The following is a 21,444-nucleotide window of genomic DNA, read 5'->3' as shown; positions in this document are numbered from 1 at the left end:
CCTTCGCGAGCGTCGGACAACGAAAGCGCGCCTGCGGCCAGCCGCAGCAAAGGAGAAGAATGCGCATCAAGAGCGCCAGAGCGTGGTGGGTCCGCGTCCCCATCGAAACGAGCCGCCAGCACCGAAGCGATTTCGGTCAGGTCAGGACCTTCGACGCCGCCATCCTGCGCATCGAGACCGATGACGGGCTGGTCGGCTGGGGCGAGGGCAAGAACGCCGCCGGCAGTGCCGGCGACTATGGCGCTCTGGTGCACATGCTCAACCACGAAGTCGCGCCGCAGCTGATCGGCAAGCATGCGGGCGACATCGGTGTCATCTGGGAGATGCTCTACAACGGCGTGCGCTCCGGGCTCGCCGTCAGGGAAGGCCATGTCATGCCGCAGATGGCGCGGCGCGGAGCGGCCGTCGCGGCGATCAGCGCCGTCGACATCGCGCTCTGGGACATCCTGGGCAAGTCGCTGGGCGTGCCGGTCTGGCAGCTGATCGGCGGCCGCAAGCTCGACCGCATGCCGGCCTATGCCTCCGGCGGATGGGCTGGGGCCGATGCGATCGGCGAGCAGCTCCGTTCCTATATCGACCACGGCGGCTTCAAGGCGGTCAAGATGCGGGTCGGCGCCATGGACGGCGCTCCACATGTCTCGGCTGCCCGCGTCAGGGCGGCCCGCCAGGCGATCGGGCCAGATGTCGAACTGATGGTGGACGCGCACGGCACCTACACGGTCGCCGGCGCGCGCCGCTTCGTCGAGCTGGTGCGCGACTGCGACCTGGCCTGGTTCGAGGAGCCGGTGACGGCCGACGACAAGGCAGGCATCGCCGAGGTGCGGGCCTCCGCCAACGTGCCGATCGCCACCGGCGAGAGCGAGGCGACGCGATACGCGTTCCGCGATCTCGCCATGCTGAAGGCGGCCGACATCTTCCAGCCCGATCCGGCCTTCTGCGGCGGCATCAGCGAGGCGATGAGGATCGGCACGATCGCCAGCGCCTTCAACCTCAGGCTGGCCCCGCATCTGTGGGCCGGAGCGCCTTGCTTCTTTGCCGGCCTGCATATATGCGCGGCGTCGCCGGCCAGCTTCACCGTCGAATACTCGCTTGGCGCCAATCCGATGATCCACGATCTCGTCGAGGAGAAGATCGAGGTCGAGGATGGTCTGATTTCCATTCCGGAGAAGCCGGGCCTGGGCTTCACCATCTCGGAGTCGTTTCTGGAGGCCTACGCACGGGACGCCGCGGCATGAAAGAAAAGAACCTGCTGGCCGAGCTTGCGGCGTTCCTGTTCTCCGCCTCCAGCGGCGGGAGCGGCCGAACGCCTTCCGAGCGCGAACTGGCGGAACATTTCGCGGTCAGCCGTGGCCAGATCCGCGAGGCCCTGGCCATCCTCGAGGCGATGCAGATCGTCGAGCGCCGCGCCAAGTCCGGAATCTACCTTACAACCCGCCAGGCCAGCGTCGAGGCGATGGCGCTGTTCGCCAAGGCAGGCGTGCCGCTCGACCCGATCCAGATCTACGAAACCGTCGAACTCAGGAAGATCCACGAGATCAAGGCGGCCGAACTCGCCTGCAGCCGCGCCACCGAGGAGAACTTCGAGCGGCTGCGCGAGATCCTGCACGAATCGGAACTCAGGCTCGCTGCCGGAGCTGACATCGCCAAGGAGGACCGCGATTTCCACCTGGAGATCGTGCGGGCGACCAAGAACAGCGTCTTCCACAGGATCTGCAGCGTCTACTACGTGATGGGCGAACAGCGCCTGCCCATCTACTTCAGGGACCCGGAACGCGGCCGCAAGTCGCATGGCGAGCACCTGCAGATCTTCGATGCCCTCCAGAAGCGCGACGGCAACCTTGCGCAGGCCCTCATGAGCGCGCATCTTCAGGGCGTCGAAAGCTACTGGAAAGGCCTTATCCAGGGTGGCCCGCAAGAGGCGGGGAAGACCCTGGCGCCGGCCTAGGAGCCGTCCTTGCCCACCATCTTCTCGACCCACCCGCTGCATCCCGAAGCTGCGGCGCGGCTCAAGGACCATGGCGATCTCGTGGTTGCCTCGGCGATCGATGCGGTGACGCTTGCCGACGAGGCGCGCAGTGCCGACATCGTCATCGTCCGCGCCGTTCTTCCGCCGGTTCTCTTCGAGCGCGCGGCCAACCTGCGCGCGGCCATCCGCCACGGCGCCGGGCTCGACATGATCCCGCTGGAGGCGGCGACGAGGGCCGGCGTCCTGGTTGCCAACGTTCCCGGCGCGAACGCCCGAACCGTGGCCGAACACGTGCTCTGGACGTCGCTTGCTTTGCTCCGGAAGTTCCGCCAGGTCGATCGCGACCTGAGGAAGGTCGGCTGGCTGGCCGGGCGGGAGCACGCCGCCTCGGGCAATGACCTTTCTGGCCGGACGATCGGCATCGTCGGCTTCGGCGCCGTCGGACGCCATGTCGCCGGCATCGCCCAGAACGGCTTCGGCCTCGACGTGATCGTCAACAGCCGCGCGCCGCGCGACCTGCCGTCCGGGGCACGCTTCGCCTCGGTAGACGAACTCGTTTCGGAGAGCGACATCGTCGTGCTCTGCTGCCCGCTGACGCCGGAGACCACCGGGCTGGTCGGCCGCGAGCGCATCGGCCTGATGAAGCCCGGCGCGCTGCTGATCAACGTCGCGCGCGGGCCTGTCGTCGACGACGCCGCGCTGATCGATGCGCTATCGGCCGGGCATATCGGCGGGGCGGCGCTCGACGTCTTCACCACGCAGCCCCTGCCCGCCGACCATCCCTATCTCGGTTTCGACAACGTCATCGTCACCCCGCACATGGCGGGGATCACCGAAGAAAGCATGATGCGCATGGGGATCGGCGCAGCCGAGGAAACCGTGCGCGTCCTGAATGGCGAACTGCCGGTCAACCTGCGCAATCCCGAAGTGATCGATCACTACCGCAGGCGGTTCCCTAGCTGAGCGGCCGGCCGGGCCGTACCGCCGTCGCGGCGAACGTCACGCCCTTTTGCCGAGTATCCTGGACGGCAGAAAAGAAGGCGGCGGGCAGATGATCCCGCCCGCCGCCATTCATGGGAGTTCCTGAAATCAGGAAGCCGCTTCTTCGGGAGCAGCCTCTGCCGGAGCGGTCGCTGCGGCGATCGCGGCGGCTGCGTCGTCCTGGGCCTTCTTCAGGGCCGCGGCGCGCTCCTGCGCCTTCTTGCCCGGCAGCGCCTTGGTCGGGTTGTTGCGGGCGTCGCGCTTGGTGATGCCGGCCTGGTCGAGGAAGCGCGCGACGCGGTCGGTCGGCAGCGCGCCGTTGGCGAGCCAGTGCTTGACGCGCTCCTCGTTGATCTTCACGCGCTCGCCGTCCTTCGGCAGCAGCGGGTTCCACGAGCCGACCTGCTCGATGAACCGGCCGTCGCGCGGCGAACGGACGTCGGCGATGACGACGTGATAGTAGGGACGCTTCTTGGAGCCCGCTCGGGCCAGACGAATCTTCAACGACATTTCTTTGCTCCTTGAACTCTTGTCGGTTGATGCGTGGATTCAGGTGTTGGTCTTGAGCTCGCCGTTTCCGGCGGCGATCTGCTCGTGGTGGCGGATCACTTCCCGGACGACGAAATTCAGGAACTTCTCCGCAAAATCGGGATCGAGCTGCGCGTCGTCGGCCAGCCGGCGCAGCCTCGCGATCTGCTCGGCTTCGCGCGCCGGGTCGGCAGGCGGCAGGCCGTGTTCGGCCTTCAGGACGCCGACCGCCTTGGTGCAGCGGAAGCGTTCGGCCAGCATGTGGATGAGCGCGGCGTCGATATTGTCGATGGAAGCGCGATAGCCGGCTAGCAGCTTGCGCGCGTCGGCCGCGTCCGTGGGCGTGCGTATCGTATCGCTCATATGCGCCTCACTTCTTCTTGCCCAGGCCTGGCAATCCGCCGCCCATGCCGGGCAGCTTCATGCCGCCGGGCAGCCCGGGAAGCCCGCCGCCGCCCAGACCCGGCAATCCGCCGGGCAAGCCCTTCATCCCGCCAAGCCCGGACGCCTCCGCCTGCTTCTGGAGAGCCTCGAGCTGCTTGGGGTCCATCTTGGAAAGGTCGGGCATCCCGCCGGGCATCATCCCGCCAAGACCCATCTTGCCGGCGAGGCCGCCCATCATGCCGCGCATGAGGCCGCCACCCTTGCCCTTGCCGCCCATCGCCTTCATCATGTCGGCCATCTGCCGGTGCATCTTGAGCAGCTTGTTGATCTCGGCGGCGTCGGTGCCGGAACCCGCCGCGATGCGCTTCTTGCGGCTGTGCTTCAGAATGTCCGGATTGGCGCGCTCCGCCCTCGTCATCGACGAGATGATGGCGATCTGGCGCTTGAACATCCTGTCGTCGAGGCCGGCCGCCGACAGCTGGTCCTTCATCTTTCCCATGCCGGGCATCATCGACATGATGCCGCCCATGCCGCCCAGCTTGGACATCTGCTCGAGCTGGCCGGCGAGGTCGTTCAGGTCGAACTTGCCGGACTGCATCTTGCGGGCCATCGCCACGGCCTTTTCCGCGTCGATGGTTTCGGCGGCCTTCTCGACCAGGGAGACGATGTCGCCCATGCCAAGGATGCGGTCGGCGATGCGCCGCGGATGGAACTCCTCGAGCGCATCCATCTTCTCGCCGGTGCCGATCAGCTTGATCGGCTTGCCGGTCGCCGCGCGCATGGAGAGCGCCGCGCCGCCGCGTCCGTCGCCGTCCATGCGGGTGAGCACGAGGCCGGTGATGCCGACCCGCTCGTCGAAGTTCCTGGCCAGGTTGACGGCGTCCTGTCCGGTCAGCGAGTCGGCGACAAGCAGGATCTCGTGCGGGGACGAGGCCGACTTGATCTCGGCCATCTCGACCATCAGCGGCTCGTCGATATGGGTGCGGCCGGCGGTGTCGATAATGACCACGTCGTGGCCGCCGAGCTTGGCCGCCTGCACCGCGCGCGCCGCGATCTGCAGCGGCGACTGGCCGGCGATGACGGGCAGCGTGGCGACGCCGGTCTGCTCGCCGAGCTGGCGCAACTGCTCCTGCGCGGCGGGACGGCGCGTGTCGAGCGAGGCCATCAGGACCTTCTTGCCCTGACGGTCGGTGAGGCGCCTGGCGATCTTGGCCGTCGTTGTCGTCTTGCCCGAGCCCTGCAGGCCGACCATCATGACCACAACGGGCGCCGGCGCGTTGAGGTCGATGGCGACGCCTTCCGCGCCCAGCATGTCGACGAGTTCGTCATGGACGATCTTGACGACCATCTGGCCCGGCTTGATCGACTTCAGAACCTCGGCGCCGACCGCCTTGGCGCGCACCTTGTCGACGAAGGAGCGCACGACGTCGAGCGCCACGTCGGCCTCGATCAGCGCACGGCGCACCTCGCGAAGCGCTGCGGAGACGTCGGCCTCCGACAGCGCGCCGCGGCCCGTCAGGCCGTTCAGGATGGAACCAAGGCGTTCCTGCAGGCTCTCGAACATCATGCTTCCTTCGGTCTCGGATCGGGTCAGACCCGAGAGGTAGTACGTCCGCCCCGGTGGTCCAAGCAACGCGCAAAGCCAAAAAGCACCCGGGGGCGCATCGCGCTGCCGGGTGTTGGCCTCCGGGATCGATTTATACCTCTAGGGGTCCCGGTCGGCTGCTCGGAGTACATACTCGTCGCGGAATTTCGCCGGGCTTAGACAGGAAAAGCCGGGAAGAGTCAAGGTTGCGCGGGTTCTTGCTCCCGTGCGGGCGAAACCGGCGACCCGCCTTGCTCGGGGTCTGCCGCGTCGGGCCCCACTTTCAGCGGGGAACGAGGATGGAGCAGCAGCAGGCCGGTGACCAGGATCGATGCGAGGCTGGTGCCGGCGATCAGAAGCGTCTCGGCCGGCGTCCATGCCAGGCTGTCGAGCGGCGCAGCCTGGAATAGCGCCAGGCCGCCAAGCGTCCGGTCGTGCGAGATAAGCGCAAACCCGATCAGATTATTGCCGAGATGCGCGCCCATCGCCGCCCCGAGATTGCCGGTGGCGTAGACGAGAAGCGCGAGCAGGGCGGAGAATGCCCCGATCGCGATCATCACGGCGATGTTCATCGCCAGTACCGATGCCGGGTTCCAGTGCAGGGCGGCAAAGACGAGCGTCGGCAGCACCGCCCACACGATCGGGCTCCTGAATCGGCTGGCGAGCCCGCGCTGCAGGTAGCCGCGAAACAGCAACTCCTCGGAGGAGGTCTGCACGAAGGCGAAGAAGGCGAGCGGACAGAGCAGGAGCACCCAGGCGCCCAGTTCGACCGGTCCGCGCACGATTTCGGGTTTGAGCGCAAGGTAGGCGACCTCGGTCAGGAGCGAGGTGATCGCCACGGCCGCGAAGCCCTTGATGAATGGCGCGCGGGCGATGCTTGCACTGTTGCCGAACAGGCGCGACAGCCTCTCCCTGTGGAGCAGCCTCATCGCCAGCCACAGGCCAAGCCAGATTCCGGCAAAGCTGCCGAGCGTCGCGAACAGGCCGACAGGCGTTCCGAGGAAGCGGCCCACCGGGTCGTTGGCGCCGAGCGTTTCCGATGCCGGCCCAAGCAGCGCCCAGCCATGGGCGCCGCCGAAGATCGCGGCGAGGGTCACGCCGAACCAGCACGCGGCGACGACGACCACGCCCAACACCATGCGAGGCAAAGTGGTCCTTGCGGTGGGCGAACGCCGGTAGCGTTCGAAGGCTGCTGGGTCGATGGCCATCGGGAATCCGGGACGGGTAGGTTGGGTGCGATAGGGTCGATGAAACCCCCTCGCGTCAAGTGCCGCCCGGACGGCTTCGCTCTGGATGGTGAAGAAAGGCCCGCCCGACTTTCTGTCGGGCGGGCTCGTCAAGATGCTGGTTCAGCGCATCACGTAGACAATACGCCGGCTGTCCGGTTCCACCAGAACCGGCTGGCCGTTCACGTAGACGTAGCGATATTTGTAGTCCGGGATTTCCCGGAGCTTCACGGTCTCGGGAAGCCCTGCCCCAACCACGACCTCTCCTTCGAGATAGACCGGCTCGATCTGGTTGGAAGCGACGTAGGTACGGACCTGCTCCGGAGGATCGATCACGGTTCCGGCTGCGGCGCCGCCGATTGCGCCGGCGCCTCCGCCTACCACTGCGCCAATCGGGCCGGCGACGATGGCGCCTGCGACCGCGCCGGTGACGCCGCCGGTGATCGCGCCGGTCGCGCCGCCGTCGACATCCGCCGGGGGATCGACAACCACGACGCCCGAGTTGGCGGGCCGTTCCGTAAGCACGACCTGGGTGCCGCCAAACTCGCCGGTCAGGTAGTCGGAATAGACCCAGCCTTCTCGGCCTTCAAACGCGACGACACACCATTTGCTGCCTTCGAGGCAGCCGTTGAGGTCGGCGGACCGACCGGCGCCGATCACGCCGACAACCTGGTGCTGCGGACCCGGGCCGGCGCGCACGTTGAGATCCGTCGTGGCGACAACGGCCGACTGGGCGGAGGCCGCTCCGGTCAGCGCCAGCAGCGCGCCTGCGGCTGCGGATGCAAAGAGTTTCGTATGCATATGACTTAACTCCGTTGTTTGGTCCCTCGGCTTTCAAACGAAGTTCACATCGATGCGTTCCTGCCGGATCGGGCCGAGCCATGACGTTTTGTTGCAGGAGATTTCACGCCCCGGCCTGCGTCCGGCGATGACATCGCGGATACCCTCAATGGCACGCCGCTGCAGTGTCCTGTCGATCACAACCGCGGCAACATCGGCGCCTGCGGCCGATTCCGGGCAACAAAAGCTTGATCGGCGACCGGTTTTTGGGCATTCGCAGCTTATTAAGACAGGTAATGCACCTTGCGGGCCCGTGACCTTCGCGACCGACCGCAAGTCAGGCAAACGATCACAGTTCGAACAACTCAGGAGAACAGCATGGCATTCTTTGCCAAGGGGAAGTGGATCGCGGCAGCAGGCGCGGCGGCGCTTTGCCTGCTGACAGGCGTTGCGCAGGCCGCTCAGTGTGGCGATAGCGGCGCCGGATTCGAACAGTGGAAGCAGGCTTTCGCGCAGGAGGCCAAGTCGGCTGGCGTCAAGAGCAAGGGGCTCGCCGCGCTGGCCAATGCAAACTACGCCACGGCGACGATCAAGGCCGATCGCGCGGTGCACAAGGCGTTCAGCGGCTCGGTCGATTCCTTCATGCAGCGCCGCGGCGGCGCCACGATCATTTCGAAGGGCCGCTCGCTCAAGAAGTCGAACGCGGCGCTCTTCAACAAGATCGAGCGCACCTATGGCGTATCGCCAGGCGTGCTGCTGGCCATCTGGGGCATGGAAACGGGGTTCGGCTCCTTCATGGGCAAGCAGAACACGGTTTCGGCCATCGTGACGCTCGCCTATGACTGCCGCCGGCCGGCGTTCTTCACGCCACATGCCATCGGCGCGCTGAAGCTGGTCGACATCGGCGCGCTCAGCGCGGGTTCGGTCGGCGCCATGCATGGCGAGATCGGCCACACGCAGTTCCTGCCGGGGAACGTCCTGAAATATGGCGTCGGCAACAAGAACCTGCGCGACAAGAACACGGCGCTGATGTCCACGGCCAACTTCCTGAGGGCGCATGGCTGGCAGCCCGGCGTCGGCGCGCAAGGCAACATGGGCGCCATCGCAGGCTGGAACTCCGCAAGCGTCTACCAGCAGGCTATCGCGCGCATCGCCACGGCCATCGACGGCGAATAGACCTGTCCTTCACGGCAAGAAAAAAGCCCGGCGCATCGCCGGGCTTTTTTTGTTCATGCAGACTGCCTCAGGACTTCCGCTTGCGCGCCGCGAGCGTGCGCAGCCGCAGGCCGTTCAGGCGGATGAAGCCCTCGGCGTCCTTCTGGTCGTAGGCGCCGCGGTCGTCCTCGAAGGTGACCAGTGCGTCGGAATAGAGCGACTTCGGCGAACGGCGGCCGGTAACGATGACGTTGCCCTTGTAGAGTTTCAGGCGGACGTCGCCCTCGACCTCTTCCTGGCTCTTGTCGATCAGCGCCTGCAGCATCTCGCGCTCGGGCGAGAACCAGAAGCCGTTGTAGATGAGCTCCGCGTAGCGCGGCATCAGCTCGTCCTTGAGGTGCGCCGCGCCGCGGTCGAGCGTGATCGATTCGATCGCGCGGTGCGCGGCCAGCAGGATGGTGCCGCCGGGGGTCTCGTAGACGCCGCGGCTCTTCATGCCGACGAATCGGTTCTCGACGAGGTCGAGCCGGCCGATGCCGTTGTCGCGGCCAAGGTCGTTGAGGGCCGACAGAAGGGTTGCCGGCGACATCTCCTTGCCGTCGATCGCGACGGGATCGCCCTTGCGGAAGGAAATGACGATCTCGGTGACCTGGTCGGGCGCGTCCATCGGCGAGACGGAGCGCTGATGCACATATTCCGGCGCCTCGACCCACGGATCTTCGAGCACCTTGCCCTCGGAGGAGGAGTGCAGGAGGTTGGCGTCGACCGAGAAGGGGGCTTCGCCGAGCTTGTCCTTGGCGATCTGGATCTGGTGGTCGCGCGCGAAGTTCAAGAGGTCGGTGCGCGACTTGAAGGTCCAGTCGCGCCACGGCGCGATCACCTTGATGTCGGGGTTCAGCGCATAGGCCGACAGCTCGAAGCGGACCTGGTCGTTGCCCTTGCCCGTGGCGCCGTGGGCGACGGCGTCGGCGCCGGTCTCGCGGGCGATCTCCACGAGATGCTTGGAGATCAGCGGGCGCGCGATCGAGGTGCCGAGCAGGTAGACCCCTTCATACTGCGCGTTGGCGCGGAACATCGGAAAGACGAAGTCCTTGACGAACTCCTCGCGGACGTCGCGGATGAAGATCTCCTTGATGCCCATGTCCTGGGCTTTGCGACGGGCCGGCTCGAGATCGGATTCGCCCTGGCCGAGATCGGCGGTGAAGGTGACCACCTCGGCGCCGAGCTCGGTCTGCAGCCATTTCGCGATGATCGAGGTGTCGAGCCCGCCCGAATAGGCGAGCACGACCTTTTTGACGTCTTGCAGTTTCGGCATGGATCCAGGCAACCTTTTTCGCAAGCGGCCGCGGGCCGCAGTTTTCCCGCGGCACTATTAGAGCGCTTCCGCCCGGGTGGGAAGCCGCAAGGCGCGTCGAGTCTTGCGGTCGGTCCCGCGCGACGCGGGCCAGGCGGGTCTAGCGGCGTTTCGGCGCGCGCTGGCTCCACAGATCATAGGCGACCAGCGCGATGCCGATGGCGATGATCACCGAAAGATCGACGCGCGCGACCTTGACGGCCACGATCCCCAGGAACCCGGCGAAAGCGGCGAATGCGATCAGCGCGAGCAGGCGGTCGATGGGTTTCATCCGAACGGCTCCTCAGCGCCCGTACATCAGTTGCGGCAGCCAGTAGACGAGCTGTGGGTAGGTGTAGATCAGCGCCATGGAGAGAAACACCATGCCGACATAGGGCAGCGAGCCGGCGAATATCTGCGTCAGGCGTATGTGCGGCGGCGCGATGCCCTTGAGGTAGTAGGCTGACATGGCCATCGGCGGGGTCAGGAAGGATGTCTGCAGGTTCAGCGCGATCAGGATGCCGAAGAACAGCGGGTCGACCCCGAACAGCGGCAGGAGAGGCAGGAAGATCGGCACGAAGATGATGATGATCTCCGACCATTCTAGCGGCCAGCCGAGCAGGAAGATGATGAGTTGCGCCAGCAGCAGGAACTGCAGCGGCGTCATGTCGAGGCCGACGACGAACTCCCGGACGACCTGTTCCCCGCCCAGGTATGAGAAGACCGAACTGAAGGTCCACGAGCCGACGAAGAGCCAGCAGACCATGGCGGTGGTGCGGACGGTCAGGTAGACGGACTCGCGCAGCCGGTCCCATGTCAGCGCCCGATAGGCTGCTGCGAGCACGAGGCCGCCCAATGCGCCGATCGCGGCCGCTTCGGATGGCGTCGCCAGGCCGAACAGAATAGCGCCGAGGACCGAAAGGATGAGGATCGCCAGCGGGAAGAACGAGGTCAGCAGCATCCAGACGAGCGTGCCGTAGGGAATGGGCTCGGCCGAGCGCTCCGCCTGGGGGGCCAGCTTCGGATTGAGCATCGCCCGACCGACGATGTAGACGAGGTAGAGCCCGGCGAGCATGAAGCCCGGAATGAGGGCGCCGGCATAGAGGCGGACGATCGAGGTTCCCGACGACGCGGCGTAGACGATCAGCATGATCGACGGCGGGATCAGGATGCCGAGCGTGCCGCCGGCGCAGATCACGCCGGTTGCAAAGCGCTCGTCGTAGCGGGCCTTGAGCATCGCCGGGAGGGCGAGCAGGCCCATCAGCGTGACGACCGCGCCGACGATGCCGGTGGCTGTGGCGAACAGCGCGCAGGTGATCAGCGCGGCCACCGCCATCGAGCCGGGAAGGCGTCTGGTGGTGATGTTCAGCGTCTCGAACAGCCGGTCGACGATGTTGGCCCGCTCGACGATGTAGCCCATGAAGAGGAACAGCGGGATCGCCGTCAGGACGTCGTTCGCCATCACCGAATAGGTCTGGTTGACGAACAGGTCGAAGATGCGGTTGTCGAAGATGTGCCGCATCCGGTCGGCATCGTAGTAGGCGTAATAGCCGAAGCCGATGCCCATCGCCATCAGCGTGAAGGCAATCGGGAACCCGAACATGATCACGAAGATGAACATGCCCAGCATGAGGATCGCAATCTGCGGGTCGGTCATTCGCGGGAGCCTTTCGGAAGGACGATATCGACGGGCTCCTCGCCCTTGAGGGCGGTCATGCCCTCCTCCTGGAGCAGTTTCTCGAGCTCCTCGACGTCTTGCTCCGGTCTCGGCCAGACGTTGGTGCGCATGGTGATGATGCAGCGGAACAGCTGGGCGATGCCCTGGATCACCAGGAGCAGACCGGCCAGAACGATCACCGTCTTGAACTGGAAGATCGGGATGCCTGCCGGGCTCATGCTGGACACTTCCAGGTAGCGCCAGGAACGGCCCGCGTAGCGCCATCCGGAGATCACCAGGGCGATGACCCCGGGGAAGAAGAAGAAGAAATAGAGCACGAACTCGACCTTCGCCTGGGTTCGTGGCTGCCACAGGCGGTAGACGAAATCGCCGCGCACGTGGCCGTCGCGCGAGAGCGTATAGGCGCCGGCCATCATGAACATGGTGCCGTACATCATGTAGCTGAGGTCGAAAGCCCATGGCGTCGGCGAATTGAGGACGTAGCGGACGAAGACCTCGTAGCCGACGCCGAAGGTCATCACCAGGACGCACCAGGCGAACACCTTGCCGAACCAGGCCGACAGATTGTCGGCAAATCTTATATAGGCTTGCATCCCGACGCGTTCCCCAGCTTCCGGCGTGGCGAACGGGGCGGACCAGCCGCCCCGTTCATCAAACAAGCAGGCAGTCGCTACATCTTGCCGGGATAGTAGTGCTGGTAGGCGAGTTTGTAATCAGGCGCGTTGAGCAGGCTGTAGTAGACCACTCGTTCGCACCAGGCCTTCTGGCTGTCGACGACCTTGGCGAAGAACGCATCCTCCATCAGCGGTGGCAGGATCTTGTCCCAGGCATCCAGCTGCGCCTGCAGGACCGAGTCCGGCGTGCGCTTGACGTTGACGCCGGATTCGGTCGCGAGCTTCTGCAGGTCGGACGAGTACTGGTTCATCGCCAGCGCGAAGTTTGCGAGGTGGGCGGCCTCCACGCCGTGCTTGAGGATCGCCTGCAGGTCGGGATCTAGGCCCTCGAACTTGTCCTTGTTGAAGATGTACTCGAACGATTCCGAGGCCTGATGGTAGGACGCCAGCATGTAGTTCTTGGCGACATCCTGCGCGCCGAAGCGCATGTCGGACGTCGGGTTGTTGAACTCGAACCCGTCGATGACACCGCGCTCCATGGCCGGAACGATTTCGCCGCCCGGAAGCTGCGCCACCGAAGCGCCCATCTGCTGGAACAGGTCGGCGGCGAGGCCGACGGTGCGATACTTCAGGCCCTGGAGCTGGGCGGCGTCGGTGATCTCCGTCTTGAACCAGCCGAGCGGCTGGGCCGGCATGCCGAAGGACAGGAAACCGACGACGTTGAGGCCGAGGATGTCCTGGGTCAGTTCGCGATAGAATTCCTGGCCGCCGCCATAGTATAGCCAGGCCAGCATCTGGTTCGCGTCGCCGCCGAACACCGGCCCGGTTCCGAACAGCGATGCCGCCTTGTTCTTGCCGTACCAGTAGACCGGCACGGTGTGCGCGGCGTCGAGGACGCCGTCATGGCATGCGTCCTGCACCTGGAAGGCGCCGACGACTGCGCCGGCGGGCAGCAGGTCGATCTTGAGGCGATCGCCGGACATCGCGTGCACGCGTTCGACGAACTGCTTGGCCATATCCTGGAAGATGTCGGAGTCCGGCCAGGACGACTGCATCTTCAGGACTATCGGGGCCTGTGCAAGGACGGCCGGAGCGGCGAGTGTGGCGCCGGCCGCAGCCGTGCCGCCGACGGCCGCCGTTTTCAGAAACCTGCGACGAGAAATTTGCTCGGTGGTCATGCGTTCCTCCCAACTGCATCTTCGTGCATTGTTTTGCCTCGCCAGAATATGCAAGAGGGACGCCTGTGCAAGCACATTGGAGACGATTTGGGGACCAGATCGAGTCCTGTCTGCATTTGCCGCCCGAAACCGGATCCGGGCATAAACTTAAGTCGTACGACTTTAGTTCTATTCTTGAACAGGCGCGCACGAATTCTGGTGTCGTGGCGATACTCTATTCTCGCAGCTGGGTGTTCTGTTTAGCAACGGACGGCCTGGGTGAAGCCGAGCACTTTGGGGCGTCGTGGCCCAAGCGGTCGCCGCCGCACCCCCTTCGCGCGTCCGATGAAAGGCATTAGGCTGGCGCGTCATCAACCGGCCTTGCGACATGCCCTTCATTCCCGACACGACCGTTCTCCTCCAGTTTGCAATCGCCTCGATCATCCTCGCCATCACACCCGGGCCGGACATGACGCTGTTCGTGAGCCGGACGCTCAGCCAGGGGCGAGCGGCCGGGTTCGCCTCGATGGCCGGCGCACTGGCGGGAACCATCGTGCATACGACGCTGGTGGTGGTCGGCGTCTCGGCACTGATCGTGGCGTCGCCGACAGCGTTCCTCGGCCTCAAGATCTTCGGGGCGGGCTATCTCGTCTTTCTCGCCTGGCAGGCGATCCGCTACGGTTCGGCCTTCTCGCCCGAGACGAAGGCCGGTCCGCGCATCTCGGTGGCGCGCAGCTTCTCGATCGGTCTCGGCGTCAACCTGATGAACCCGAAGATCATCCTGTTCTTCATGACCTTCCTGCCGCAGTTCGTTTCGGCGCACGACCCGAACGCGGCAGGAAAGCTGTTCTTCCTCGGCGCGATGTTCGTGCTGATCTCGATCCCGGTGACCGCGCCGATGGTGCTTGCGGCGGACCGTTTCGCCGCGGCGATGAAGAAGAGCCCGCGGGTGACGCGCGCCGTGGACTATCTTTTCGCTGGCGTCTTCTCGGCGTTTGCGCTGAAGATCATCACGGCGCAGGCGAAGTGACGCCCGCGCCGGCGCGCCAGAGCCCCGCGCTCCGTCCCGCGACCAGCCAGTAGCCGATGCCGCCGCACATGCCTGCGCCGACCACGACCAGAGCGAGGTTCAGGTCGGCCACGTCGGCATAGCCGGTTTCGCCAGCCGTCCGGCTGAAGGCGATGACGACGACCGATACCGCTCCGCCGGCCAGCGCGTGGAACAGCCAGTCGCGCTTGCCGAGCAGTTCGGCCAGCACGATGGCCGGTAGTGCGGGCAGAAATCCGAAATAGGCCACGAAGAGCGCGACGAACGGGATCGTGAAGACAAGCGAACCGGCCGCGACATCGCGCGTCTCTTCAGGCGCCAGGCCGAACCAGGCCAGCATCACGACGTTGAGAAACGCGCTCGTGGCGAGCGATGCGACGGCATAACCGACGAGGATGACAGCGAAGCGCCAGAGGCAGGCGAAGACGGCGTTCACGCGACCCGCTTGCAGGCGCGGCCCAGCCTTCCGCCCGTCGTCATTCGCCGTGTCCCGCGATCATCATGGCTTCGAGCGCCAGCCGCTCGGACTTCTTCAGGCGCTCCGATTCCGACTTGAGTTGGCCGCAGGCGGCCAGGATGTCACGGCCGCGCGGCGTGCGGATCGGCGAGGCGTAGCCGGCATTGTTGATGTAGTCGGCGAACTTCTCGATCGTTTCCCAGTCCGAGCACTGGTAGTTGGTGCCGGGCCAGGGGTTGAACGGGATGAGATTGATCTTGGCCGGGATACCCCTGAGCAACTTGACCAGCGCCCGGGCGTCGTCGAGGCTGTCATTGACGTCCTTCAGCATCACATATTCGAAGGTGATGCGCCGGGCGTTGGAGAGGCCCGGATAGTTGCGGCAGGCCTCGATCAGGTCCTTCAGCGGGTACTTCTTGTTGATCGGTACCAGGAGGTCGCGCAGATCGTCGTTGGTGGCGTGCAGCGAGATCGCCAGCATGACGCCGATCTCCTCGCCGGTACGGGTGATTTCCGGCACGACGCCGGAGGTCGACAGGGTGATGCGGCGCTTCGACAGCGCCAGCCCGTCGCCGTCGGAGGCGATCAGCAGCGCCTTCTTCACCGCCTCGAAGTTGTAGAGCGGCTCGCCCATGCCCATCATCACGATGTTGGACACCTTGCGGCCTTCGGCCGGCACGATGGCGCCGGCCGGCGTATCGCGGTCCGGGAAGTCGCCGAGCCGGTCGCGCGCCGTCATCAGCTGCGCCAGAATCTCTTCCGCCGTCAGGTTGCGCACCAGCTTCTGCGTGCCGGTGTGGCAGAACGAGCAGGTCAGCGTGCAGCCGACCTGGCTGGAGATGCATAGCGTGCCGCGGCCTTCCTCGGGGATGTAGACGGTCTCGATCTCCACCGGACGGCCGGCGCCGCGCGGCGGAAAGCGGAACAGCCACTTGCGGGTTCCGTCCGACGAGATCTGTTCCTCGACAATCTCCGGCCTGGCGATCGAGAAATGCTTCGCCAGTTCGGCGCGCAGATCCTTCGAGATGTTGAACATGTCGGCGAAGTCGGAGACGCCGCGCACGTAGAGCCAGTGCCAGAGCTGCTGGGCGCGCATCTTTGCCTGCCGCTCGGGAACGAGGCCGGCTGCGACGAGGGCTTCGGCCATCTCGCCGCGGGTCAGCCCGATCATCGGCTGCATGTCGGATGCGGGTGCGCGCGCTGCGGATGCTGCGCGCGTCGGACGGGTGTTGAGATCGAGCGATACGGTCATGCCGGGCTATATGGGTGACGGTTGCCGCCGTTGCGACACCCGGGGCACATAGCATGCTCGCCGGCTTGCGTCACGCCGCGCTGTTGACAGGGGGTGTCGAAACCCCCGAAGTCCTGACGATGGCTGCTCGCAAGACGAACAGGTTCCCGGTTGTCCGCCGCTCCCGCGCGATGTGGACGTCGAGGCGCGTCTGGCTGCCGCGCCTGGTGTTCTGGGTCGGAGCGATCTGCATCGGCGTTATCAGCGTGGTCTTCGCCCAACTGGCCGACCTCGCGCAGCACCTGTTCCACTCGGCGACAGGTGCAGGCGGGTGGAGAGCGGCATTGCCCCTGGCGATCACGCCCGCGGGCTTCATGCTGTGCGCCTGGATGGCCTATGCCTGGTTTCCCGGTACCCAGGGCAGCGGCATTCCGCAGGCGATCGCGGCGCGCTATCTGCGCGACGACGAGGACCGGCGCCAGATCCTGTCGCTGCGCCACGTGGCGGGGAAGATCCTGCTGACGGTGATGGGCCTGTTGTCCGGCGCATCGATCGGGCGCGAAGGCCCGACGATCCAGGTCGGCGCGTCGCTGATGCTGCAGGCCGCGCGCTGGGGCGGCATGGCGCAGGCGCGCGGCCTGATCCTGGCGGGCTCGGCCGCCGGCATTGCGGCCGCCTTCAACACGCCGCTCGCCGGCATCGTCTTCGCCATCGAGGAAATGGGGCGGAGCTATCAGGCGCGGACCAACGGCTTGGTCCTGTCGGCCGTCATCCTTGCCGGCCTGGCCTCGATCGCCCTCGTCGGCAACTACTCCTATTTCGGGGTGACCGACGCGCGCATGTCCTCGCATGCCGACTGGGCGATGGTGGCAGCCTGCGGTGTCGCCGGCGGCCTGCTCGGATCCGGCTTCAGCTGGTCGGCGCTGCGCGCGATGCGACGGATCCGCCGCTGGGTGCAGCCTGACCCGCTGCGGCGCACGATCGCGCTTGCCGGCGCATGCGGCCTCGGCGTGGCGCTGATCGGCCTGGCCTCTGGCGGCCAGACCTTCGGCACCGGCTACGAGCAGGCGCGCTCAGCCATCGAGGGCAATGCGCTTCCGGCGTTCTTCTTCGTCGAAAAGCTCGCGGCGGGACTGCTTTCGATGATCTCCGGCATACCGGGCGGCATCTTCGCGCCGTCACTGTCGGTCGGCGCCGGGGTCGGCAGCACGATCGGGCTGCTGCTGGGCACGGACATCGCGCTTGCCGCGCTGCTCGGCATGGCGGGCTATTTTGCTGGGGTCGTGCAGGCGCCGATGACGGCCTTCGTCATCATCCTCGAGATGACCGGGAACCACGACAACGTCATACCGCTGATGGCGTCGGCCATGCTCGGCTACGGCACGTCGCGCATGATATCGCGCGAGCCGCTCTACCACGCGATGTCGCGGCTGATCATCGCCGACGCGCTGAGGCGCAAGCGGTCGCGGTCACCGGAGGGCGACGCGCAGGAGACCGGCTGATGGCAGAATTCAGGAAGGTTCAGTTCCGGGCGGGGCTAGGGCAAGCTGTCGCATCAGACAGAAAAAGGGCCCCGGCACGCCGGAGCCCATTCCGTCAGCCACTCGCCAGAAATGTCAGATCGACAGGCCGGCGTAGCGGTTCTTGAACTTCGACAGGCGGCCACCGCGGTCGAGCAGGTTCTGCTGGCCGCCGGTCCAGGCCGGATGCGTGTTCGGGTCGATGTCGAGGTTCAGCGTGTCGCCCGCCGCGCCGTAGGTCGAACGGGTTTCGTAGCTGGAGCCATCGGTCATGACGACGGTGATGGTGTGGTAGTCGGGATGAATCTTCTCTTTCATCGGTCTCGTCCTTTGCCGGCGCGATCGGCGGGCCTGCGTCGATGCGCCCCTTTTGAAAAGCGTCAAGCCGCAGCTATTAGCCAGCCGCGGCTTCTAAAACGGTTGGCGAGCCTATACATCAGCCGAAATTGAATCACAAGGCCGCGGCGCAGGCGCCCCGGAACCAGGAGGAAGCGCAGTCCAAATGGCTCGGACGACGGCTCGGTACGAGGAGCGGACGGCTCGGTTGCGGCCGCTGCGGAGCGTCGCGCCGTATGTGCTGCGCTACCCGGGCCTCGTCGCCGCGGCGCTCATTGCGCTGACGGTCGCGGCGGGCACCACGCTGACGCTGCCGCTTGCCGTCCGGCAGATGATCGACAACGGCTTCACCAGCGCCGACACGACCTTCGTCGCCAACTACTTCTTCCTGCTGATCGGCATTGCCGGGTTGCTCGCGCTCGCCTCGGCCAGCCGCTACTATTTCGTCATCACGCTCGGCGAGCGGGTCGTGGCCGATCTTCGCCGCGACGTGTTTTCGCATGTCACGACACTGTCGCCGGCCTTTTTCGATGCGGCGCTGTCGGGCGAGATCGTCTCCCGGCTGTCGGCCGACACGACCCAGATCAAGGCGGCAGTCGGCGCCACCGCCTCGGTCGCGCTGCGCAACGTGATCCTTGGGCTCGGCGCCGTCGGCATGATGGTGGTGACGAGCCCGAAATTGTCCGGCCTCGTGCTCGCCGCGATCCCGCTGGTGGTCCTTCCCCTGGTCGCGTTCGGTCGCGCCGTGCGGCGCAAGGCGCGCCAGGCGCAGGACACGCTGGCCGGCGCCACCGCCTACGCCAGCGAGCAGATATCGTCCGTGCGCACGCTGCAATCCTTCACCAACGAGGGACTCGTCACCGGGCGGTTTTCGCGCGCCGTCGAGGCAGCCTTCGATGCGGCGCGCGCCTCGGTCCTGGCGCGGGCCGTCCTGACCTTCTTCGCGATCTTCACCATCTTCGCCTCCGTGGTCATGGTGCTCTGGTTCGGCTCCCACGACGTCCTGACCGGCGCGATGTCGCCCGGCGCGCTCGGCCAGTTCCTCATCTATTCGGTGTTCGCCGCCGGCGCGCTCGGCGCTTTGTCCGAAGTCTGGGGCGAGCTTTCGCAGGCTGCGGGTGCCGCCGAGCGGCTGACCGAAATCCTCGCCGAGAAGCCGGCCATCTCCGCGCCGGCGAGCCCGAAGCCCCTGCCGGCAACGGGCAAGGGTGCGATCGCCTTCGAGCGCGTGACCTTCGCCTATCCGGCGCGTCCCGACCTTCCGGCGCTTCACGATGTCAGCTTTTCCGTGAAGCCTGGCGAGACGGTAGCGATCGTCGGCCCCTCGGGCGCCGGAAAGAGCACCGTCTTCTCGTTGATCCTGCGCTTCTACGATCCCGAGGCAGGCAAGGTGCTCATCGACGGCGTCGATGCGAGCGACGCCGATCCGGCAGCGTTGCGCGCGCGGATCGCCATCGTGCCTCAGGACGTGACGATCTTCGCTGCAAGCGTGCGCGACAACATCGCGTTCGGGCGGCCCGGCGCGTCCGGCGCCGAGATCGCCCTGGCAGCGAAGGACGCGCTGGCCGATGAGTTCATCGACCGGTTGGAGAACGGCCTCGACACCGAGGTCGGCGAACGGGGCGTTACGCTTTCAGGCGGCCAGCGCCAGCGCATCGCCATCGCGCGCGCGATCCTTCGCGATGCGCCCATCCTGCTGCTCGACGAGGCAACATCGGCGCTAGACGCGGGCAGCGAGACGCTGGTCCAGACCGCGCTGGCCCGGCTAATGGAGCATCGGACGACCATCGTGATCGCCCACCGGCTGGCGACGGTGCTGAAGGCCGACCGGATCCTGGTCATGGATGGCGGCCGCATCGTCGAGGAAGGCACGCACGAGAGCCTGGTGTCGAAGGACGGCGTCTATGCCGGGCTCGCCAAGCTGCAGTTCGAGACCGGCGCCAGCGCCTTCCGCGGCGCGGCCGAGTAACGAGGGTTACGGTTCGGCGCCCATGCGCTTCAGCCATTCCATGCCGACGCCGCGGTCGCGGACGATGGCGAGCGGGTCCTGGCTGTCCAGGCGCGAGCAGAGGCGGTAGACCTCGAGCACTTCGGCGGAAAGGTCGCCGCGCTTGTAGAAGTACATCGCTGCGGCGTAGCGGGCGCGGCCCGACCACGCTTCGCCGAGCGGGGCGTTGACCAGTTCCCACTGTTCGCGGTCTTCGGCGTCGGAACCGGCCATGTCAGAAGTCCGCCGGCGGCGTGGCGGTGCGGCGATCGAGCTTCATGAAGGGTCTCGGAACGATCTTCGCGCGTTTCATGAGCTTCTCGTATCTGAGCTCCCGCATCGCATAGATCTCGACCCAGAGATCGTCGGTGACGGTGTCGCCGAACGGCCGGGCGAGGCTGGCGATCGCGATGTTGCGCTTGGCGAGCGGCGACCACGCGGCGGCGCTGACCAGTCCGACCTCCCTGGTCCTGCGATGGTAGACGATGGCATGCTCGGCGGGAATATTGCCCTCGATCTCCAGCCCGACCAGGATGTGGCGCAGCGTCTTGTTCTCGCGCGCTCGCGCGATGGCGCGTCGGCCGTTGAAATGGCCCTTCTCGAGATCGACCATGAAGCCAAGGCCGATTTCGTCGGGCATGCGGACGCGATCTTGCCTCAGCGCATGTTCGGCCGTCGCAAAGTCGGCATTGGCGACGATCAGGCCGGCTTCCAGCCGGGCGCGGTTGAGGGCGGTGTAGCCGATGGCGCGGATGCCGCGCGCCTGGCCGGCGTCCATCAACCGATCCCACAGTGACAGAGCGAGTTCTGCCGGAACGAACAGTTCATAGCCGAGGTCGCCCGTGAACCCGGTCCGCGATATCGTAACGGTACCGTTCTGATGCTGGAAATAGGCGAGATCGAACACCTTGAGCCGCTCTATGCCCGCAAACCCGGCCTCGCGCAGGATCGCGAATGCGGTCGGACCCTGCAGGGAGAGCCCAGCGATCGCCTCGGTCTCCTCGACCACCGCCACGTCGTAGCCGAACGCGCTGTCGTGGAGCCAGGGCAGGTGCCGCTCCTGGCAGCAGAGCCTGAACCGGTTGTCAGCGAGCCGGAACAGCGTGCCGTCATCGAGCACGTGGCCTTCGTCGTCGCACCAGGCGGTGTAGTGGACCCGCCCGGACCGCAACTTTGCGACGTCGCGCAGCGTGATCCGGTTGAGGAAAGCTTCGGCGTCAGGACCCTCGATGCGGTACTTGACCATCGGCGAGATGTCGAACAGCGACGCCTGGCTGCGGATCGCGAAATATTCGAGTTCTTCGTCCCAAAGGGAATTCGGCGCGCGATAGCCGCCCCATGAGTACCAGTCGTTACGCTTCATCAGCGCGTCGATCCTTGGCTGGAACGGCGTGTCGAGACGAAGTGTCCGGAAATGTCCGCGCGCGGCGATGCGGGCCGCGTAGGGCGTGCTGGCCTTTTTCGCTGTCGTTCCCATC

The 21,444-nt window shown here is 66.1% G+C and carries 22 protein-coding genes; 7 read left to right on the top strand and 15 right to left on the bottom strand.

Annotation, left to right across the window (positions count from 1 at the left end; translation table 11 throughout):
• Positions 1-59: 59 nt before the first annotated feature.
• From ABUE31_RS08695 to ABUE31_RS08685, 3 genes are read left to right on the top strand one after another with little or no spacing between them, the layout of a single operon-like run.
• Positions 60-1,235 (top strand): mandelate racemase/muconate lactonizing enzyme family protein, encoded by a 1,176-nt coding sequence (locus ABUE31_RS08695; protein ID WP_367723134.1) that lies wholly within the window; start codon positions 60-62, stop codon positions 1,233-1,235.
• The gene (locus ABUE31_RS08690) at positions 1,232-1,945 is read left to right on the top strand and encodes a FadR/GntR family transcriptional regulator (RefSeq protein ID WP_367723133.1); all 714 of its coding nucleotides are present in this window, start codon (positions 1,232-1,234) and stop codon (positions 1,943-1,945) included. The genes ABUE31_RS08695 and ABUE31_RS08690 overlap by 4 nt, the downstream gene beginning before the upstream one ends.
• A gap of 9 nt (positions 1,946-1,954) precedes the next feature.
• Positions 1,955-2,929: a hydroxyacid dehydrogenase gene (locus ABUE31_RS08685; protein ID WP_367723132.1), complete on the top strand. Its 975-nt coding sequence runs from the start codon at positions 1,955-1,957 to the stop codon at positions 2,927-2,929.
• A 126-nt stretch (positions 2,930-3,055) separates the two neighbouring features.
• On the opposite strand, the gene rpsP is transcribed toward ABUE31_RS08685, so the two are convergent.
• From rpsP to ABUE31_RS08660, 5 genes are all read right to left on the bottom strand, one after another.
• Complete coding sequence (rpsP, locus tag ABUE31_RS08680; RefSeq protein ID WP_367723131.1) at positions 3,056-3,457, bottom strand: 30S ribosomal protein S16; 402 nt, start codon at positions 3,455-3,457, stop codon at positions 3,056-3,058.
• A 39-nt stretch (positions 3,458-3,496) separates the two neighbouring features.
• Positions 3,497-3,838 (bottom strand): chorismate mutase, encoded by a 342-nt coding sequence (locus ABUE31_RS08675; RefSeq protein ID WP_367723130.1) that lies wholly within the window; start codon positions 3,836-3,838, stop codon positions 3,497-3,499.
• Positions 3,839-3,845: 7 nt separating this feature from the next.
• Positions 3,846-5,423: a signal recognition particle protein gene (gene ffh / locus ABUE31_RS08670; protein WP_367723129.1), complete on the bottom strand. Its 1,578-nt coding sequence runs from the start codon at positions 5,421-5,423 to the stop codon at positions 3,846-3,848.
• Positions 5,424-5,644: 221 nt separating this feature from the next.
• Positions 5,645-6,652: a CPBP family intramembrane glutamic endopeptidase gene (locus tag ABUE31_RS08665; RefSeq protein WP_367723128.1), complete on the bottom strand. Its 1,008-nt coding sequence runs from the start codon at positions 6,650-6,652 to the stop codon at positions 5,645-5,647.
• 141 nt (positions 6,653-6,793) lie between these two features.
• Positions 6,794-7,471: a DUF1236 domain-containing protein gene (locus ABUE31_RS08660; protein ID WP_367723127.1), complete on the bottom strand. Its 678-nt coding sequence runs from the start codon at positions 7,469-7,471 to the stop codon at positions 6,794-6,796.
• 357 nt (positions 7,472-7,828) lie between these two features.
• Here ABUE31_RS08660 and ABUE31_RS08655 point away from each other — a divergent pair, with 357 nt between their 5' ends.
• On the top strand, positions 7,829-8,626 hold the full coding sequence (locus ABUE31_RS08655; protein ID WP_367723126.1) for a lytic murein transglycosylase: 798 nt from the start codon (positions 7,829-7,831) through the stop codon (positions 8,624-8,626).
• Between the two features lie 67 nt (positions 8,627-8,693).
• On the opposite strand, the gene ABUE31_RS08650 is transcribed toward ABUE31_RS08655, so the two are convergent.
• The 5 genes from ABUE31_RS08650 to ABUE31_RS08630 all read right to left on the bottom strand — a co-directional run bounded on the left by ABUE31_RS08650 (position 8,694) and on the right by ABUE31_RS08630 (position 13,408).
• The gene (locus ABUE31_RS08650) at positions 8,694-9,920 is read right to left on the bottom strand and encodes an argininosuccinate synthase (protein ID WP_367723125.1); all 1,227 of its coding nucleotides are present in this window, start codon (positions 9,918-9,920) and stop codon (positions 8,694-8,696) included.
• A 139-nt stretch (positions 9,921-10,059) separates the two neighbouring features.
• Entirely contained in the window at positions 10,060-10,230 is a 171-nt protein-coding gene (locus tag ABUE31_RS08645; protein ID WP_367723124.1) for a hypothetical protein, read from the bottom strand.
• Between the two features lie 12 nt (positions 10,231-10,242).
• A complete protein-coding gene (locus tag ABUE31_RS08640) occupies positions 10,243-11,595 on the bottom strand; it encodes a TRAP transporter large permease (RefSeq protein ID WP_367723123.1) in 1,353 nt (450 codons plus the stop codon).
• Positions 11,592-12,209, bottom strand: a complete 618-nt coding sequence (locus ABUE31_RS08635; RefSeq protein WP_367723122.1) for a TRAP transporter small permease subunit — start codon at positions 12,207-12,209, stop codon at positions 11,592-11,594. The genes ABUE31_RS08640 and ABUE31_RS08635 overlap by 4 nt, the downstream gene beginning before the upstream one ends.
• Before the next feature lie 77 nt (positions 12,210-12,286).
• Entirely contained in the window at positions 12,287-13,408 is a 1,122-nt protein-coding gene (locus tag ABUE31_RS08630) for a TRAP transporter substrate-binding protein (RefSeq protein WP_367723121.1), read from the bottom strand.
• Positions 13,409-13,775: 367 nt separating this feature from the next.
• Between ABUE31_RS08630 and ABUE31_RS08625 the strand changes: the two genes are divergently transcribed.
• Positions 13,776-14,417 carry a LysE family translocator gene (locus ABUE31_RS08625; protein ID WP_367723120.1) on the top strand — a complete coding sequence of 214 codons (642 nt, stop codon included), beginning with the start codon at positions 13,776-13,778 and terminating at the stop codon, positions 14,415-14,417.
• On the opposite strand, the gene ABUE31_RS08620 is transcribed toward ABUE31_RS08625, so the two are convergent.
• Both ABUE31_RS08620 and rlmN read right to left on the bottom strand, forming a co-directional pair.
• Complete coding sequence (locus ABUE31_RS08620; RefSeq protein ID WP_367723119.1) at positions 14,398-14,871, bottom strand: hypothetical protein; 474 nt, start codon at positions 14,869-14,871, stop codon at positions 14,398-14,400. The two genes, ABUE31_RS08625 and ABUE31_RS08620, sit on opposite strands and share 20 nt — an antisense overlap.
• A gap of 40 nt (positions 14,872-14,911) precedes the next feature.
• On the bottom strand, positions 14,912-16,144 hold the full coding sequence (rlmN, locus tag ABUE31_RS08615) for a dual-specificity RNA methyltransferase RlmN (protein ID WP_367723118.1): 1,233 nt from the start codon (positions 16,142-16,144) through the stop codon (positions 14,912-14,914).
• Positions 16,145-16,263: 119 nt separating this feature from the next.
• Here rlmN and ABUE31_RS08610 point away from each other — a divergent pair, with 119 nt between their 5' ends.
• Entirely contained in the window at positions 16,264-17,625 is a 1,362-nt protein-coding gene (locus ABUE31_RS08610; protein WP_367723117.1) for a chloride channel protein, read from the top strand.
• A gap of 114 nt (positions 17,626-17,739) precedes the next feature.
• Here the strand turns inward: ABUE31_RS08610 and rpmE are convergent, their stop codons facing one another.
• Positions 17,740-17,961 (bottom strand): 50S ribosomal protein L31, encoded by a 222-nt coding sequence (rpmE, locus tag ABUE31_RS08605; RefSeq protein ID WP_367723116.1) that lies wholly within the window; start codon positions 17,959-17,961, stop codon positions 17,740-17,742.
• Positions 17,962-18,145: 184 nt separating this feature from the next.
• Between rpmE and ABUE31_RS08600 the strand changes: the two genes are divergently transcribed.
• Positions 18,146-19,948 (top strand): ABC transporter transmembrane domain-containing protein, encoded by a 1,803-nt coding sequence (locus tag ABUE31_RS08600; protein WP_367723115.1) that lies wholly within the window; start codon positions 18,146-18,148, stop codon positions 19,946-19,948.
• Between the two features lie 6 nt (positions 19,949-19,954).
• Here the strand turns inward: ABUE31_RS08600 and ABUE31_RS08595 are convergent, their stop codons facing one another.
• Both ABUE31_RS08595 and ABUE31_RS08590 read right to left on the bottom strand, forming a co-directional pair.
• Entirely contained in the window at positions 19,955-20,200 is a 246-nt protein-coding gene (locus ABUE31_RS08595) for a hypothetical protein (protein ID WP_367723114.1), read from the bottom strand.
• 1 nt (position 20,201) lies between these two features.
• The gene (locus ABUE31_RS08590) at positions 20,202-21,443 is read right to left on the bottom strand and encodes an aminomethyl transferase family protein (RefSeq protein WP_367723113.1); all 1,242 of its coding nucleotides are present in this window, start codon (positions 21,441-21,443) and stop codon (positions 20,202-20,204) included.
• Between the last annotated feature and the right edge of the window lies 1 nt (position 21,444).

This window comes from Mesorhizobium marinum, from assembly GCF_040813675.1.
Classification (GTDB): Bacteria; Pseudomonadota; Alphaproteobacteria; order Rhizobiales; family Rhizobiaceae; genus Mesorhizobium_K; species Mesorhizobium_K marinum.
The sequence above is the reverse complement of the archived record's forward strand: the minus strand, read 5'-3'. Positions and strand labels throughout refer to the sequence as shown.

Bases quoted from the DNA above. Each gene is read 5' to 3' on its own strand.
- ABUE31_RS08675 (WP_367723130.1), bottom strand. From the start codon at position 3,838: ATGAGCGATACGATACGCACGCCCACGGACGCGGCCGACGCGCGCAAG.
- ABUE31_RS08650 (WP_367723125.1), bottom strand. From the start codon at position 9,920: ATGCCGAAACTGCAAGACGTCAAAAAGGTCGTGCTCGCCTATTCGGGC.
- rlmN (WP_367723118.1), bottom strand. From the start codon at position 16,144: ATGACCGTATCGCTCGATCTCAACACCCGTCCGACGCGCGCAGCATCC.
- ABUE31_RS08645 (WP_367723124.1), bottom strand. From the start codon at position 10,230: ATGAAACCCATCGACCGCCTGCTCGCGCTGATCGCATTCGCCGCTTTC.
- ABUE31_RS08640 (WP_367723123.1), bottom strand. From the start codon at position 11,595: ATGACCGACCCGCAGATTGCGATCCTCATGCTGGGCATGTTCATCTTC.
- ABUE31_RS08690 (WP_367723133.1), top strand. From the start codon at position 1,232: ATGAAAGAAAAGAACCTGCTGGCCGAGCTTGCGGCGTTCCTGTTCTCC.
- ABUE31_RS08610 (WP_367723117.1), top strand. From the start codon at position 16,264: ATGGCTGCTCGCAAGACGAACAGGTTCCCGGTTGTCCGCCGCTCCCGC.
- ABUE31_RS08695 (WP_367723134.1), top strand. From the start codon at position 60: ATGCGCATCAAGAGCGCCAGAGCGTGGTGGGTCCGCGTCCCCATCGAA.
- ABUE31_RS08600 (WP_367723115.1), top strand. From the start codon at position 18,146: ATGGCTCGGACGACGGCTCGGTACGAGGAGCGGACGGCTCGGTTGCGG.
- rpsP (WP_367723131.1), bottom strand. From the start codon at position 3,457: ATGTCGTTGAAGATTCGTCTGGCCCGAGCGGGCTCCAAGAAGCGTCCC.
- ABUE31_RS08590 (WP_367723113.1), bottom strand. From the start codon at position 21,443: ATGGGAACGACAGCGAAAAAGGCCAGCACGCCCTACGCGGCCCGCATC.
- rpmE (WP_367723116.1), bottom strand. From the start codon at position 17,961: ATGAAAGAGAAGATTCATCCCGACTACCACACCATCACCGTCGTCATG.
- ABUE31_RS08660 (WP_367723127.1), bottom strand. From the start codon at position 7,471: ATGCATACGAAACTCTTTGCATCCGCAGCCGCAGGCGCGCTGCTGGCG.
- ffh (WP_367723129.1), bottom strand. From the start codon at position 5,423: ATGTTCGAGAGCCTGCAGGAACGCCTTGGTTCCATCCTGAACGGCCTG.
- ABUE31_RS08595 (WP_367723114.1), bottom strand. From the start codon at position 20,200: ATGGCCGGTTCCGACGCCGAAGACCGCGAACAGTGGGAACTGGTCAAC.
- ABUE31_RS08635 (WP_367723122.1), bottom strand. From the start codon at position 12,209: ATGCAAGCCTATATAAGATTTGCCGACAATCTGTCGGCCTGGTTCGGC.
- ABUE31_RS08655 (WP_367723126.1), top strand. From the start codon at position 7,829: ATGGCATTCTTTGCCAAGGGGAAGTGGATCGCGGCAGCAGGCGCGGCG.
- ABUE31_RS08630 (WP_367723121.1), bottom strand. From the start codon at position 13,408: ATGACCACCGAGCAAATTTCTCGTCGCAGGTTTCTGAAAACGGCGGCC.
- ABUE31_RS08625 (WP_367723120.1), top strand. From the start codon at position 13,776: ATGCCCTTCATTCCCGACACGACCGTTCTCCTCCAGTTTGCAATCGCC.
- ABUE31_RS08665 (WP_367723128.1), bottom strand. From the start codon at position 6,652: ATGGCCATCGACCCAGCAGCCTTCGAACGCTACCGGCGTTCGCCCACC.